General features: G+C 34.8%; 17 protein-coding genes. 14 read left to right on the top strand and 3 right to left on the bottom strand.

The genetic code is table 11. The annotated features are described in order from the left end of the window. The first annotated feature begins 29 nt into the window (after positions 1-29). Positions 30-848 carry an MBL fold metallo-hydrolase gene (locus tag V7056_RS10205; protein WP_499701615.1) on the top strand — a complete coding sequence of 273 codons (819 nt, stop codon included), beginning with the start codon at positions 30-32 and terminating at the stop codon, positions 846-848. A 67-nt stretch (positions 849-915) separates the two neighbouring features. Here the strand turns inward: V7056_RS10205 and V7056_RS10210 are convergent, their stop codons facing one another. Next, a complete protein-coding gene (locus V7056_RS10210) occupies positions 916-1,644 on the bottom strand; it encodes a hypothetical protein (RefSeq protein WP_499701616.1) in 729 nt (242 codons plus the stop codon). 279 nt (positions 1,645-1,923) lie between these two features. Between V7056_RS10210 and V7056_RS10215 the strand changes: the two genes are divergently transcribed. The 13 genes from V7056_RS10215 to V7056_RS10275 all read left to right on the top strand — a co-directional run bounded on the left by V7056_RS10215 (position 1,924) and on the right by V7056_RS10275 (position 12,818). Then, complete coding sequence (locus tag V7056_RS10215) at positions 1,924-2,139, top strand: hypothetical protein (protein WP_499701618.1); 216 nt, start codon at positions 1,924-1,926, stop codon at positions 2,137-2,139. Positions 2,140-2,516: 377 nt separating this feature from the next. Next, positions 2,517-2,987 carry a flavin reductase family protein gene (locus tag V7056_RS10220; protein ID WP_499701620.1) on the top strand — a complete coding sequence of 157 codons (471 nt, stop codon included), beginning with the start codon at positions 2,517-2,519 and terminating at the stop codon, positions 2,985-2,987. A 63-nt stretch (positions 2,988-3,050) separates the two neighbouring features. Next, entirely contained in the window at positions 3,051-4,526 is a 1,476-nt protein-coding gene (locus tag V7056_RS10225) for a 4-hydroxyphenylacetate 3-hydroxylase family protein (RefSeq protein ID WP_499701622.1), read from the top strand. Positions 4,527-4,629: 103 nt separating this feature from the next. After that, the gene (locus tag V7056_RS10230) at positions 4,630-5,376 is read left to right on the top strand and encodes an IclR family transcriptional regulator (protein WP_499701624.1); all 747 of its coding nucleotides are present in this window, start codon (positions 4,630-4,632) and stop codon (positions 5,374-5,376) included. A gap of 41 nt (positions 5,377-5,417) precedes the next feature. Next, positions 5,418-5,957 carry a 3-hydroxyanthranilate 3,4-dioxygenase gene (locus V7056_RS10235; RefSeq protein ID WP_499701626.1) on the top strand — a complete coding sequence of 180 codons (540 nt, stop codon included), beginning with the start codon at positions 5,418-5,420 and terminating at the stop codon, positions 5,955-5,957. Continuing rightward, positions 5,942-6,982, top strand: coding sequence for an amidohydrolase family protein (locus V7056_RS10240; RefSeq protein WP_499701628.1), 1,041 nt, complete (start codon positions 5,942-5,944; stop codon positions 6,980-6,982). The genes V7056_RS10235 and V7056_RS10240 overlap by 16 nt, the downstream gene beginning before the upstream one ends. Beyond that, on the top strand, positions 6,951-7,412 hold the full coding sequence (locus tag V7056_RS10245; protein ID WP_499701629.1) for a RidA family protein: 462 nt from the start codon (positions 6,951-6,953) through the stop codon (positions 7,410-7,412). The genes V7056_RS10240 and V7056_RS10245 overlap by 32 nt, the downstream gene beginning before the upstream one ends. A gap of 195 nt (positions 7,413-7,607) precedes the next feature. After that, positions 7,608-9,080 carry an aldehyde dehydrogenase gene (locus tag V7056_RS10250; protein WP_499701630.1) on the top strand — a complete coding sequence of 491 codons (1,473 nt, stop codon included), beginning with the start codon at positions 7,608-7,610 and terminating at the stop codon, positions 9,078-9,080. A gap of 19 nt (positions 9,081-9,099) precedes the next feature. Further along, positions 9,100-9,882, top strand: a complete 783-nt coding sequence (locus V7056_RS10255) for a 2-keto-4-pentenoate hydratase (RefSeq protein ID WP_499701632.1) — start codon at positions 9,100-9,102, stop codon at positions 9,880-9,882. A 14-nt stretch (positions 9,883-9,896) separates the two neighbouring features. Further along, positions 9,897-10,778 carry an acetaldehyde dehydrogenase (acetylating) gene (locus tag V7056_RS10260; RefSeq protein WP_499701634.1) on the top strand — a complete coding sequence of 294 codons (882 nt, stop codon included), beginning with the start codon at positions 9,897-9,899 and terminating at the stop codon, positions 10,776-10,778. A gap of 30 nt (positions 10,779-10,808) precedes the next feature. Beyond that, the gene (dmpG, locus tag V7056_RS10265; RefSeq protein ID WP_499701636.1) at positions 10,809-11,840 is read left to right on the top strand and encodes a 4-hydroxy-2-oxovalerate aldolase; all 1,032 of its coding nucleotides are present in this window, start codon (positions 10,809-10,811) and stop codon (positions 11,838-11,840) included. Then, positions 11,840-12,610, top strand: a complete 771-nt coding sequence (locus V7056_RS10270; protein WP_499701638.1) for a 2-keto-4-pentenoate hydratase — start codon at positions 11,840-11,842, stop codon at positions 12,608-12,610. The genes dmpG and V7056_RS10270 overlap by 1 nt, the downstream gene beginning before the upstream one ends. Before the next feature lie 13 nt (positions 12,611-12,623). Further along, positions 12,624-12,818, top strand: a complete 195-nt coding sequence (locus V7056_RS10275) for a tautomerase family protein (protein WP_499701640.1) — start codon at positions 12,624-12,626, stop codon at positions 12,816-12,818. 41 nt (positions 12,819-12,859) lie between these two features. Here the strand turns inward: V7056_RS10275 and V7056_RS10280 are convergent, their stop codons facing one another. Both V7056_RS10280 and V7056_RS10285 read right to left on the bottom strand, forming a co-directional pair. Beyond that, on the bottom strand, positions 12,860-14,377 hold the full coding sequence (locus V7056_RS10280) for an MDR family MFS transporter (RefSeq protein ID WP_499701642.1): 1,518 nt from the start codon (positions 14,375-14,377) through the stop codon (positions 12,860-12,862). A gap of 18 nt (positions 14,378-14,395) precedes the next feature. After that, positions 14,396-14,860, bottom strand: coding sequence for a MarR family transcriptional regulator (locus V7056_RS10285; RefSeq protein ID WP_499701644.1), 465 nt, complete (start codon positions 14,858-14,860; stop codon positions 14,396-14,398). Positions 14,861-15,057 lie beyond the last annotated feature (197 nt).

Raw genomic sequence — 15,057 nt, forward strand, 5'->3', positions numbered from 1 at the left:
GTTTGAGAAAGCGTAAGGAGAGGATCAGTGTGTTTTTTAAGAAAAAATCATACTCAGGCGAGAAAAATGGCGTAAAGTACATGAATGGAGTCGTAAAATTCCAAAGTGTTACTTTAAATGTTTACTGTTATGTAGTTGATGGTGTATTAATTGATACTGGAGCGCAGTCCTTACATAAGTATTTTAAATCGTTTGTTGAGCAAGCAGATATTGATCAAGTAATGATGACACATTCTCATGAAGATCATTCAGGCAACGCGTTTTATGTTGGAAAAATGAAAAATGTCCCTATATTTTTAAGTGAAAAATCAATTGATGAATGTAAAAGAAGTGCAGATTATCCTTTGTACCGTCAACTTTTTTGGGGAAGAAGAAAGCCGTTTCATGCGGAAGCAATGCCTAATCGGTTTCAATCCAGAAATGCTACTTGGGATGTCATTGAGACACCAGGGCATGCTAAAGATCATAATGCATTTTTGAATCTTGAAACAGGTCAATTATTTACAGGAGATTTGTATGTAACCGAGAAGACAAAAGTTGTATTAGCAGAGGAACATATCCCAACAATTATTCATTCTTTAGAGAGGGTATTAGCCTATGATTTTGAAGATGTATTTTGCAGTCATGTTGGTTTTGTAGAGGATGGTCGCACAGCGCTTGAACGAAAGAAAGACTATTTATTATCACTTCAACACGATGTTCTTACTTTACAAAAAGAAGGCGTTACAGCGGAAGAAATTAGTAATAGACTATTTCCAAAAAAATATCCTATTATAAAATTTTCGAGCGGGGAATGGGATTCACTTCACATTGTCACCTCGATTTTGAATGATAAAAATAAACTATAATTCAAACATATAAAAAACCCTGAATATTATAAATCAGGGATTTTTTTATAAATATTGAAAGATATGGTCAGTCAGTATTTTGTTGGTTTTTCTTCTTTTTACTATTGACTAACGTAGAATAAGTTGATTGTTCAGTTCCATTTATTAGTTTATAGACATATGCTGATGTTTTTTTATAGCTATCTTCTAGTTTAGTAGCAATAAAGTCAGTTCTTTCAAAAATAATGGAACGGATATGATTGAGTTGGCGGGAGATTTTCTCGGTTAAAGCTTCTTGGTTGTCTAGGCGATTTAGTACCCCTGTTTGGAATTCTTCTTGTTTTTGTAAAGTATCAGCTACCTCTTTTTGTAGTTCAAGCTGTTTATTCAATAGTAATGTAAGATGTTCATTTGATGATTCATTTTTTTCCATGCGACTTACCAATTCTTGATAAGTTTCACTTAAGCTATTCATTTGATCAATAATCGATTCTTTTAATAACTTTTCACTTTCTTCTATTGAATGTAACCTTTTTAACATCATGTTTTCTAAATCCTCACTGTTACGACTACTAACAATTAGATCATTTATTTGTTCTTTCATATGATTCCACTGAGTGGTTTGCATCTCTTCTAGCTGTTCATATTGGGGTTTCAGTTCAGCGATTGAATTTACAAGGTTCGTATTACTTAATTGTTGTTCTTTTATAAGTTTTGTTAAGGCATTATGTCGAACTAAACTTTGATTTTGCGCCTGAATTTTTTCGATATTTTTATACACATCAGGATGATCATGTTTATTAATAAATAATCCCATGAATTTTTTCTCCCTCCTTTCATTATTGATACGATAATTTATGCACAAAAAACAGAAGGGGGAACGCAGGTTTAAATCGACGAATGATTTAGTAGGCAAAACATGAATGGAAAATATAGTGTAACTGCTTTTATTTCTAATCAGTAACAAGAAAAATTTGTTTGAGAGTGTCTTTAAAATTGTCTGTAAGTATTAAGTTATTATCATGATAGATTGAAGAAAACAGCGGAAAACCATTATAATGAATGTGTAGGAAATTTCCAATTTTTAGGAGGTACTATGATTCTAGCTTGTATTGTAATTGGTCTATTAGGTGGGATCTATGTCATGGCATTCGAGAAAGTTAACCGCTGGTATAATAGCATTTTTATAAGTGGTTTATTAAGTAGTAGTAGTCCCGAATCTTTTTATGTCGAATGTCCAAAGTGTAGTAGTAAAGTAAAAAGAGTTAAAGGTGGGTCTCAAAACTGTAGTTCTTGTCACAGTTATTTTTAACGAAAAAATACTTCATTAAAAGTTTTGTGAAAACAAAAGTGCTATATTATGTTATGAAAGTCTATCGTTTTACTTTCCTCAGTTTTTTAAATTAAGAATAAAAGAGCATGCTGAACGTGGCATGCTCTTTCTTTTTAAAGTCTCTAAAAAAGAATGCACCTGGAGTTGGAATCAACTAACGCAAAACTCAAATAGCAACAAAGTATACAAAAAAAATTAGAAAAATTGAATACTTTCTTTTTTTGTGAAGAAAAAAGCAATTTTTCTTTTAAGAATTATATTAAATTTCATAATGTGAAATTATTTGATTGTTCATAATTTTTAAATTAATTATAGTGAATTTAGATTTATAAAACATGAATGGAGGTGGTTTTTAATTGGATACAAGAGAATTAAGGAATTGCTTTGGTAAGTTTGCTACTGGAGTGACTGTTGTCTCGTTTAAAGATGATGATGGCAATAGGAGTGGAATTACGGTTAATTCATTTACATCTGTATCATTAGACCCTGCACTTGTTTTAGTATCAATTGATAAAAGAGCAAAAGCATTACAAGGTTTAAAAAGTAGAGCTTTTATCGTGAATATCCTTGCTGCTGATCAGGAAAATATTGCTTGGCAATTTGCTGGTCGGCCACAAGACGATTTAGTCATCAATTGGGAAGATACACTGATTGGTCCTAAAATTGGTGGTGCTTTAGCAATAATTGAATGCTTACCTTGGAAAGAGTATGACGGTGGGGATCATGTTTTGTTTGTTGGAGAAGTAAAGGAATTTTCATATCAAAATGAAAGCGCTTTAATGTTTTTTAATGGTTCATTTTTAAATACAAAAGTAAATCAATCCTAGTCTTTCTTAGTTTGAGGGTATCAATTATATTCAAATATGATGAAGCGATAAGGGGGAAGTTTAGTGGGAATTCGTACTGGTGCAGAGTATATTGAAGGATTAAAGTCGAGAAAACCTGAAGTATGGCTTGGCGGTGAAAAGGTTGAGGATCTTGTAAATCATCCAGTATTTAAGCAACCAATCTTAGAAATTGCGAAATTATTTGATTTGCAATTTGATACAGCATATCAGGAGAAAATTACACATATTTGTAGTGAAACTGGCGAAAGAATTTCAAATGCATTTTTAGTGCCAAAAACGTTTGAAGATATTAAAGCTCGCGGTGAATTATTTGAAGCGTATGCAAAATCAACTTTCGGATTAATGGGAAGAACACCAGATTTCTTAAATGTAGTATTAACATCTATGGCAAGTAATTCTTGGTTTCTGGATAAATACAATCCTGAATGGTCTAAAAATGTTCAAAACTATTTTAAATTTGTTCGTGATCAGGATTTATTTTTAACCCATGCTATTATCAATCCACAAAATGACCGAAGCAAGCCTTCATATGAACAAAAAGATCTATTTACCCATTTAGGAGCTGTTGAGGAAACTGCTGAAGGTTTAGTCGTAAGAGGCGCAAAGATGCTAGCTACGCTTGCTCCAATTACAGATGAAGTTATTATTTATTCATTCCCTGGATTCCATGAAGGTGATGAGCGATATGCGTTAGCTTTTGCTTTACCAATTGATACGCCAGGTTTAAAAATCATTTGTAGAGAACAAATGCAAGATGGAAAAAGATCATTCTTTGATCATCCTTTAGCTTCTAGATTTGAAGAGATGGATGCAGTACTAGTTTTTGAGGATGTAGTAGTTCCTTGGAATCGTGTGTTTATCCATAATAATGTTGAGGCAGCTAATAACCTTTATCCAAAAACAGGCATTGCTCAGCAACCTGCCCATCAATCTGGCATTAGAGGCTATATTAAACTAGCATTTGCAACAGAAGTAGCTTGTAAACTAGCTGATTCAATTGGCGTAGATGGGTATTTAAATGTCCAAAATGACTTAGGAGAATTACTTCAATCAGTGGAAACAATCAGATCATTACTGCGAACAGCAGAGAATGAATATGAAACTTTACCTTCTGGGGAAGTAAGACCGGCAATGGAACCTCTAGAAACGATACGAGGATTATTACCAACAATGTATCCAAGAGCGATAGAAGTGATTCAAACGATTGGTGCAGGAGGCTTATTGATGTCACCTACTGAGGCAGACTTTCATCATCCTGAATTAAGAAATTCATTAGATAAATATTATGTAGGTAGAGAAGGTGTTTCGTCTCTTGAGCGAGTGCAATTATTTAAGCTAGCATGGGATTTATGTGGAGAGGCATTCGGACAAAGAGCGCTTCAATACGAAAGATATTATACAGGTGATCCAATACGAAAAAGAGCAATCTTTTATAATCAAATGAAGCGTAAAAAGGCATTTACAATGGTGGATGACGCATTAAATGGTGCGAATAAATTAATAGGTGAACCAATTTAAAAGGACAATCCAATCATCTAGCGAATTCTAAAATTTAACGACTAATTTTAGGAAAGTTGGGTGTTTATGAAATTTTTTAGCTTTTCGTGGGAGGGAATATCTCATGATCTCTTCAGTTCATAAGATTTCTAGAATATTAGATTGCTTTACAGAAGATGAACCAGTCTTAGGGAATTTAGAAATTGCTGAAAAATTAAATATGAATGCTAGTTCTGTGCACCATTTAGTTAGAACATTGTGTTCGCTTGGGATTTTAATACAAGATAGTAAAAAGAAATACCGTTTAGGTTGGAAGTTATTAGAATGGAGTAATCATGTGATGCATCAACAAGATATATACAGTGAGGCCATTCCTTTACTTGAAAATCTACTGAAAAACTATAATGGAACTGTACATATCGGTATGTTTGATGCTGGAAATGTAAGATTTGTATTAAAGGTTTCTTCAAAAAATTCGATACCAGTACCTACATTTGTAGGAGCGAAAAGACCAGCTTACTGTACGAGTACGGGGAAAATATTACTCTCGTATAATCCAAAATATATAAAGCCAACAATTGAAAGAGGCTTAACCGCATATACAACTAATACAATTACTTGTATCGATACATTACAAAAGGAATTAATAGCTATTAAAGAAAATGGATATAGCATTAGTAATAATGAAAATGATTTAGGTTTATTTGGAATCGCAGCACCGATTCAAACGTATGACGGACACACTTTTGCTGCATTAAACATGGTAGGTCCAGTTTCCTATATGATGAGTCAAGATATTGGCCGAATGGTGCAAGATGTAATGAAGACGGCCAAGTTAGTCTCTAATCAATTAGGATATATTAACACGTAATTGTAAACGATTACAAAAAAACAATTCCTAGGAGGATAAAAATGAATCTTAAAAGTCGAGTTTTCAATATTGTTAAATTGATCGAGGACAATAAAGAGTTATTAAAACCACCTGTAAATAATAAGGTTATTTGGGAGGATTCAGAATATATTGCCATGATTGTTGGTGGCCCAAATAAGCGTAGGGATTTCCATGTTGATCCGGCGGACGAATTTTTCTACCAAATAAAAGGAAGCTGTTACGTTGAATGTATTACTGGCGAAGGAAAGCGTGAGGTAGTTACGGTAGGAGAAGGTGAAATATTTATGCTACCTTCCTTTGTGCCACATTCACCACATCGAGTGAAAGATTCTTATGGAATTGTGATTGAAAGAAAAAGAGCTGTTGGTGAATTAGAAAGCTTCGTTTGGCATTGTGATGAATGTAATTTAGAGATGCATAAAACAACTGTCCAATTAACAGATATCGGTATACAAGTGAAGGAAGCGATTGAACAATTCAATGGTAGCTTAGAGCTAAGAACATGTAAACATTGTGGCCATGTCATGAAAGAGGAAGCGGATGAATGGGTATGCGTATAGATTTTCATACACATATCATTCCGGAACAATTACCTAATTTCTTTGAAAAATATGGGCAAGAGCGTTGGCCGATTTTACAGCGGACATGTTCCTGCGGTGCAAATATTATGGTTGGCGGTAATGTCTTTAGAGAAGTTACGGACCAAGTTTGGAGCGCTGAAAAAAGAATAGAGGATATGGGTAAAGAAGGGGTAAGTATGCAAGTATTATCTCCAATCCCAGTTACATTTTCATACTGGGCACCTCCTCATGCTGCTTTAGAAATGGCGATTATTCAAAATGATTTTATTGCAGAAACGGTTAAAAAATATCCAACAAAGTTTCTAGGATTAGGCACGGTGCCGATGCAGGATTCTGAGGTTGCGATTAAAGAAATGGACCGTTGTATCCATGAATTGGGATTACACGGATTAGAAATTGGAACAAATGTGAATGGTGTGAATTTGGATAGTGAGCAGTTTCTACCATTTTTCGAAATGGCTGAAAAATGGAATGTTCCATTATTTATTCATCCTTGGGAAACTTTGGCTAAGGATCGCACGCCAGATCACAATTTTATGTATACAGTTGGCATGCCAAGTGAAACTGCTTTAGCAGCTGCAAGTTTAACATTCGGTGGTGTCATTGAAAAATATCCGAATTTAAAAATTTGTTTTGCACATGGTGGAGGCTCATTTCCATTCATCTTACCTAGATTGGACCAAGGTTGGGAAGTATGGCCACATCTTAGAAAAACAGTAAAGCCGCCAAGTCATTATGTTCAAAATTTTTATTTTGACTCTTTACATTATGACCCATTAAATATTCAATTTTTAATTGATAGATTCGGGTATGAAAAGATTGTAATTGGTTCGGATTATCCGTTTTTATTAAGGGAAGTGCCACCAGGTAGAGTAGTCGATCGCTTACAAGATATTAGTAATGAAGTAAGAGAAGCTATTTTTAGTAAAAACGCGTTAACATTCTTAAATATAAAGGAGACAAACTTGCCATATGGAAAACAAAGTATTGACTCCAGAAGATAGAATAAACAGTTTAGGATTTACTTTAAAACCTGTTAGACCAGCTGTAGGTAATTATGTGAGTCTTGTTCGAACAGGAAATCTAATTTTTACAGCCGGGCAAGGAGTGGATGAATTCCACGGTAAGCTTGGTCGTGATTTAACGATTGATGAGGGATACTTAGCATCACGTCAATCGATGTTAAATTTATTAAGCGCATTAAAGAACGAACTTGGAGAACTTTCAAGGATCAAAAAAATTATTAAAATATTAGGTTTTGTTAATTGTACAGATACGTTTACAGAGCAGCCTAAAGTAATGAATGGGGCGTCGGATTTACTCGTTGAAGTGTTTGGTGAAAAAGGAAAACATGCCCGTTCAGCAGTTGGAATGGCACAGCTTCCAAATAATACAGCGATTGAAGTAGAGATGATTGTAGAAATTGAAGAATAAGTTAGCATACTAAAAAGATATTCAGACTGAATGTGAACGCTTGACTTTCAAAGAGCACAGCAAGGTGAGAAGTATAATTACCATAAAAGGTAAATCACACTACAAGCGAAGCAATGAAGAAAGCAAGCGTTTTTCAATTGTCTGTGGTGACATTCGTGTCACCTTTTATTTTATAAAGAATGGTAGGTGTCCTTTATGCAAGTACAATTGAACAAAAATAAAACATTACCGATTGATTGTAAGCATTTCATAGATGGTCAATATATCACTTCGTTTAATCAAAAAACATTCTTAAATATAAATCCAGCGACAGAAGAAGTATTAGGAAAGATTGCTGAAGGTGGAGAACTAGAAATTGATTTGGCTGTTAAAGCTGCTAAAAGAGCATTAAAAGGTGAGTGGAAACATTTTACGACTGAGCAAAGATCGGTTGTTTTAAGAAAAATAGGTGATGGAATTTTAGCACGAAAAGAAGAGCTGGCTGCTTTAGAAGCAATGGATACTGGTAAGCCATACGAACTTGCGCTTGAGGTAGACATTACGCGTTCAGCATACAATTTTTATTTTTTTGCTGATTATATTACATCATTAGGTACAGAGAGTCATATGCAAAATCAAACCGCATTGCATTATTCATATCGCCGTCCAGTAGGTGTAGTCGGAATGATTAATCCTTGGAATCTTCCATTGCTTCTTTTAACTTGGAAACTAGCACCATGCTTAGCAGCGGGAAATACGACGGTAATGAAACCTGCAGAGTTAACGCCAATGACGGCAACAATTTTAGCTGAAATATGCAAAGAAGCAGGCGTACCTGATGGTGTTATCAATATTGTCCATGGATTTGGCGCAAATGGAGCAGGTTCAGCTTTAACTGAACATCCTGATGTTGATGCAATTACCTTCACAGGGGAGACGAAAACAGGAACTGCCATTATGAAAGCAGCAGCGCCTACACTTAAAAAACTTTCATTCGAGCTAGGTGGAAAAAATCCAAATATTATTTTTGCGGATTCTAATCTTGATGAAGTGATTGAAACAACATTAAAATCTTCGTTTATGAACCAAGGTGAAGTTTGTTTATGTGGTTCGCGAATATATATTGAACGTTCAATTTATCAAGAATTTCTTGAAAAGTTTGTAGAGAAAACAAATGAGTTAAAAATTGGTGATCCATTTGAAGAAGGTACGAAAGTGGGCGCTGTTATTGGAAAAGAGCACTATGACAAAGTATTATCATATATCGAAATTGCAAAAGAAGACGGTGGCACAATTTTAACAGGTGGTAATAGGCCAGCGCATCTTTCAAGTGGATATTTTATTTCACCTACAATTATAAGCGGACTTAGCCATGACTCTAGATGTGTGAAGGAAGAAATTTTTGGTCCTGTTGTTACAGTATTGCCATTCGATACTGAGGATGAAGTGATTGAGCGGGCAAATGACACTCATTACGGATTAGGCGCAACGATTTGGACAAATGATCTTCGTAAAGCACATCACGTTGCACATCAAATTGAAGCAGGGATTATTTGGGTTAATACATGGTATTTAAGAGATTTACGCACACCTTTTGGAGGAATGAAACAAAGTGGGATTGGGCGTGAAGGTGGTATTCATAGTTTTGAGTTTTATAGTGAATTATCCAATATCACAATTAAATTATAAAATTTGAAAGGTGATGAACATGAAAACGACTAAAATAGATGAAATCGCTTCGCTTTTGCTAGATTCAGAAAGAAATAGAAGAAGTATAAAACCATTAACTGAACAACATCCACATTTAACGATTCAGGAAGCTTATCAAATTCAATTAGCAAATATTGATTATAAATTAAGCCAAGGAGAAAAAATTGTAGGTAAGAAAATCGGGTTAACATCTATTGCAATGCAGGAGTTATTAGGTGTTGATGAACCAGATTATGGACATTTATTAAATACAATGAATTTAGAAAATGGTGGTGAAGTTTCAATTAATGAAACGATTGCACCAAAGGTTGAAGCAGAAATTGCATTTGTATTAAAAAAGGATTTAGTAGGACCAAATGTAACGATTGAAGATGTGATCAAGGCAACAGATTACATTGTCCCTGCAATTGAAGTAGTTGATAGTAGAATTGAAAATTGGAAAATACGTTTAGAAGACACTGTCGCTGACAATGCATCAAGTTGTTTATTTGTCCTTGGCAATCACAGATTTGACATTCATGAAATTGACTTACCAAATGTCATGATGGAATTGTATCGAAACGGTGAACTAATGAACACTGGAAAAGGAAGTGCAGTTTTAGGAAATCCAATTACATGTGTTGCTTGGTTAGCAAATAAACTAAGTGAATTTGGCATTTCATTAAAGGCAGGAGAAGTCATTTTATCAGGTGCATTATCGGCCGCAATAAATGCGTCTGCCGGTGATTGTTTTACTGCAAAATTCCCATTATTGGGAGATGTCTCAATTTCATTTTCTTAAAAGAGGTGTAAATGATGCGTAAGTTAAAGGTTGGTATTATCGGGTCGGGCAATATTGGAACTGATTTAATGATGAAGCTCAAAGGTCATGATTTTCTTGAATTGACGACAATGATCGGGATAGATCCAGAATCTGATGGATTAAAACGTGCTAGACAACTTGGTTTAGAAGTCATCGAAAACGGCATAGAAGGTTTTATGAATCGAAAAGAATTAGCCGATTTGTTATTTGATGCTACATCTGCAAAAGCACATATCGTTCATGCAAAGATTTTAAATGATTTGCAGAAAAGAGTCATCGATTTAACACCCGCTGCACTTGGACCTTTCGTTGTGCCCTCTGTTAATATAGGAGCGCATATTAAGGAAGGCAATGTCAATTTGATTACATGTGGTGGTCAAGCGACAATCCCGGTAGTACATGCAATTGGAACAGTTGCGAAAGTAAATTACGCAGAAATTGTTGCAACGATCAGTAGTAAAAGTGCAGGTCCAGGCACCCGTTCCAACATTGATGAATTCACAGAAACGACTGCTCGTGGATTAGAAGAAATAGGTGGAGCTAAAAAGGGAAAGGCAATCATTATTTTAAATCCTGCGGAACCTCCAATTATGATGAGAGACACGATCTATTGTGTATTAGAAAATGAATCATTCAATCCTGAAGAAATTAAAGATTCTATTCACTTAATGGTTAAAAATGTAAAGAACTATGTACCAGGTTATCGGTTAAGAATGGAACCAATGATTGAGGGCAATACTGTCATCGTTCATTTGGAAGTAGAAGGTGCCGGAGATTATTTGCCTAGCTATTCTGGTAATTTAGATATCATGACTGCCGCTGCAGTAAAAGTAGCTGAAGAAATTGCACAGTATGATGTAGCAAAAACAGTTTAATCTTATTTAATAGAATGAGAGGGATGTAGAATGAGTGAAAGAGATGTCCTCATTACTGAGGTGGCTCTTCGAGATGGAAGTCATGCAATCGCACATTCGTATAAAGTCGATCAAGTTGTATGTGTTGCAAGAGGACTTGATGAAGCAAATGTTCCTTATATAGAAGTTTCTCATGGTGATGGATTAGGTGGATCATCATTACAGTACGGATTATCAACAACAAATGAATTCGAATTAATTGAAGCTGCTGTTGATACTTGCAAGAAATCAAAAATAGCCGTTTTGCTTTTACCAGGTATTGGGACTGTAAAAGAATTAAAAGTTGCAGCTGATTTAGGTGTAAAAATGGCACGGATTGCAACTCATGTCACTGAAGCGGACGTATCAAAACAGCACATCTCTAAATCAAAAGAGCTTGGTCTTGAAACAGTAGGTTTTTTAATGATGTCTCATATGGTTCCTGTTGAAAAATTAGTTGAACAGGCATTACTCATGGAAAGCTACGGTGCAGATGTTGTTTATATGGTTGATTCAGCTGGTGCATTCTTACCACATGAGGTAAAGCAACGTATAGCTGCATTGCGACAAGCTCTTTCAGTTGAAATCGGGTTTCATGCTCATAATAATTTATCATTAGCCATGGCCAATACATTAGTGGCAATTGAAGAAGGTGCGACGAGAATTGATGGTAGTGTACGATGCTTAGGGGCTGGAGCTGGAAATACACAAACGGAAGTTTTAGTTGGCGTACTGGATCGATTAAACATAAAAACAGGAATCGATTTTTATAAAATGATGGATTTGGCTGAGGATATCGTTGCGCCGATACTACATACACCTCAAGAGATTACAAGAGGTAGTTTAATTTTAGGCTACGCTGGAGTCTATTCTAGCTTTCTACTTCATGCGAACAGAGCTGCAAAGAAGTGGAATGTAGATGCAAGAGATATATTGGTAGAGCTGGGAAAACAAAGAGTTGTAGGCGGTCAAGAAGATATGATACAAGACGTTGCTAGTAAAATAGCAAAGGGAAGAGCTGTTCTAATAAGGGGGAATAAATGATGATTACAGAAATTGCGAATAAAATCTATTTACATCAAAAAAATGGTGAAGAAATGGATAAAATTACGAATCACTATCCGGAATTAAATGTTAGTAATGCTTATGAAATTCAAAAGGTTAGCATTGATTATGCAATTAAGAATGGTGACCCACTCATCGGTTGGAAAATGGGCCTAACAAGTATCGCAAAGCAAAAATCAGTAAATGTCGATGAACCAATCTATGGAAGATTAACCCAGTCAATGGAATTACAAAGCTCGGTCCTTAAAATGGAAGGAACAATACATCCTCGAGTCGAACCAGAAATTGCTTTTGTTCTTAATAAACCATTATTTGGCTCAGACATCACAGCTGAAGATGTTTGGAATGCAACTGAATATATTGTACCAGCATTAGAAGTGATTGACAGTCGTTACAAAAATTTCTCTTTTACACTAACGGATGTAGTAGCAGATAATGCCTCATCTTCAAAATTCATTCTTGGTGAAAAAACCTATTTACCTACATACACTGCATGGGAACAAATAAATGTTGAGTTATATAAAAATGGAGAAAAGGTTCAAAGTGGCGTTAGCTCTGATGTGCTTAATCACCCTGTCGAATCTGTTGTTAAACTAGTCAAAATGATCAGTAAAAATGGTTACCAATTAGATGCAGGAATGATTATCTTAACAGGTGGGATTACAGAGGCAGTTCATGTTGGAGCAGGGGATCTCATTGAAGCACATTTTGAAGGATTAGAAAATATGACATTACGAGTTGAAAAGTGATAGGTGACTTGTAATGCCAATTATTCAAGTTCAAATGTTAGAAGGAAGAAGTACAGATGTGAAAAATAACTTGTTGAAAGAAATGAATGAAGTAGTTTGTCGCATACTGGATGTTTCGCCTGAACAAGTTAGAATTTTATTAAATGAATATACAGAAGAAAATTGGTCCATTGGTGGTATATCAAAAGCTAATCAATCTAAAAAATAAATAGATAAAAAAAATGCCATATAATATATGGCATTTTTTTATTATTGAGCTTTTTTAGTTCTATTTTCAGCAATCTCTACTGATAATTTTTCTTTGCCCATTAAGACAATGGCGATAAAACCTAATATGATTGGAATTAAGGTCCATTTAAAAGTTGTGGCAACTGAGTTTGCCATTGCTTCGGTAATTTTATGGAGAACTTCAGGTGGAATTTGAGCTCTTGCATCAGCTGATAATAGTGCTCGAGAATCAATGTTTCCAGCAAATCCTTTTATGCTACCTAATGCGTCGCTTAGGTTATTTTTAAATACATGGTTTTGAATTGAACCAAAAATGGTTACACCAATTGTCATTCCTAAAGTCCTAAAGAATGTATTTGTAGATGTAGCAATACCTCGTTTTTGCGGTTCAATTTTATGTTGCGTTGCCATACTTAAGAGTGAGAATGAACAACCCATACCAAGACCTGCAATAATCATAAAGAATGTAACAGTTTTACGTGAAGTTTCAATATCAAGCGTGCTAAGTAATGCCATTCCAATAAAGAATAAAACAACTGAAACAAGCATGATTGCTCTGTAGCTAAATTTTCTCACAGATTGGCCTGCTACTTGGCTACCTACTACAGATCCAACCATCATTGGAATTAAAATAATACCAGCATTCGTTGCAGTTCCACCATAAACTGCCTGAACAAAAAGTGGAATTAAAACAGTTGTAATAATAAATGCAGATCCGTAAAAGAAAGCAACTCCTTGCGTTGCCGCAAATAATTGTTTCTTAAATAAACTAAATGAGATAATCGGTTCTTCGGCTTTTCTTTCGATGAAAATAAATGAAATGAAAAGTACTCCAAAAACGACAAAAAGACTAATAATTTGAGGCGAATCCCAAGCATATTCATTGCCACCAAGCTCAAGTCCAAACATTAAGCTGACAACAGATCCGACTAATGTAATAGCCCCTAGCCAATCGATTTTCAGTTTTCTTAACTGTAGCGTTTCTTTATAAAATTGAGAAATAAAATATAATGAAATAATGCCTAATGGTAAATTTATATAGAAAATCCAGCGCCAGTCAATTTGATCGGTAATATAAGCACCTAGTAGAGGACCAAAAACACTTGATATTCCAAAAACTGCTCCGAATAATCCTGTCATTTTCCCTCGTTTTTCTGGAGGGAAAATATCAAATATGATTGTAAACGCAATCGGCATTAATGAACCTCCACCGATTCCTTGTATTGCACGATAAATACTTAGCTGTTCAATACTATTTGCAGTTCCACATAATGCTGATCCGATTAAGAAAATGGCAAGACCTAATAAATAAAATCTTTTTCGCCCATACATATCAGATAATTTACCAAATATCGGCATACTCGCCATTGTGGCTACTAAGTAAGCTGAAGTAACCCAAACAAATTGATCTAACCCGCCAAGTTCGCCGACAATTGTAGGCATTGAAGCAGAAACAATTGTATTATCCATTGCGGCCATTAGCATACCTAATAGTAGTCCAGTGACAACTAGACCAACTTTACTTTCTTTTGAAACCATTCAGTTTCCCCCTTATAATTACGTTAATTTTTTTGTCTCTTTAGGAATTAACATGCTTAAATGATGCCAGAACTTAGATAATAATATTAATTCCTCATCATTGTACTTTTCAAAAATATCAGTTAGAGAGTCAGCGAGTGGTTTAAATAAATATGTAATTTCATCATCACGGTGATATAAGGGCTGAATGATTACTTTTCTTCGGTCATTTGGATCATCTATGCGCTCAACTAATTCTTCTTTTTCTAGTCGATTAATGACACCTGTGATCGCACCAGTCGTTAAATTAGTTAATAGTGTTAATTGACCAGCTGTGATTGGTCCTGTATGGCTAAGTAACTCTCGGCACCGTAAATCAGTTGCATTTAGATTAAGCTTTGTCGCGATACCTTCGTTAAACAAGACAATTGAAGTATGAAACTTCCGCATTTCCATGACGAGTGATGATATAAACTCTTCTCTTGAGATTTTACCCTCTGACATCTTTTTTCCTCCTTAATAATTAAGAAGTACAATCAACTATTAGTCTAGTAAACTAGCCTATAATGTAAATAATTATAAATCAACAAATTGAAATAAAGAAGGAATATAGAGTATTTTAACCAAAAGTTAATCTATAAATTTAAGGGATATAAAATAGAACATATCATTTGATTTAGTCAGTTCAAAGTCGGTAACAA

The sequence above is a fragment of the Bacillus sp. JJ664 genome, from assembly GCF_036962205.1.
Classification (GTDB): domain Bacteria; phylum Bacillota; class Bacilli; order Bacillales; family Bacillaceae_G; genus Gottfriedia.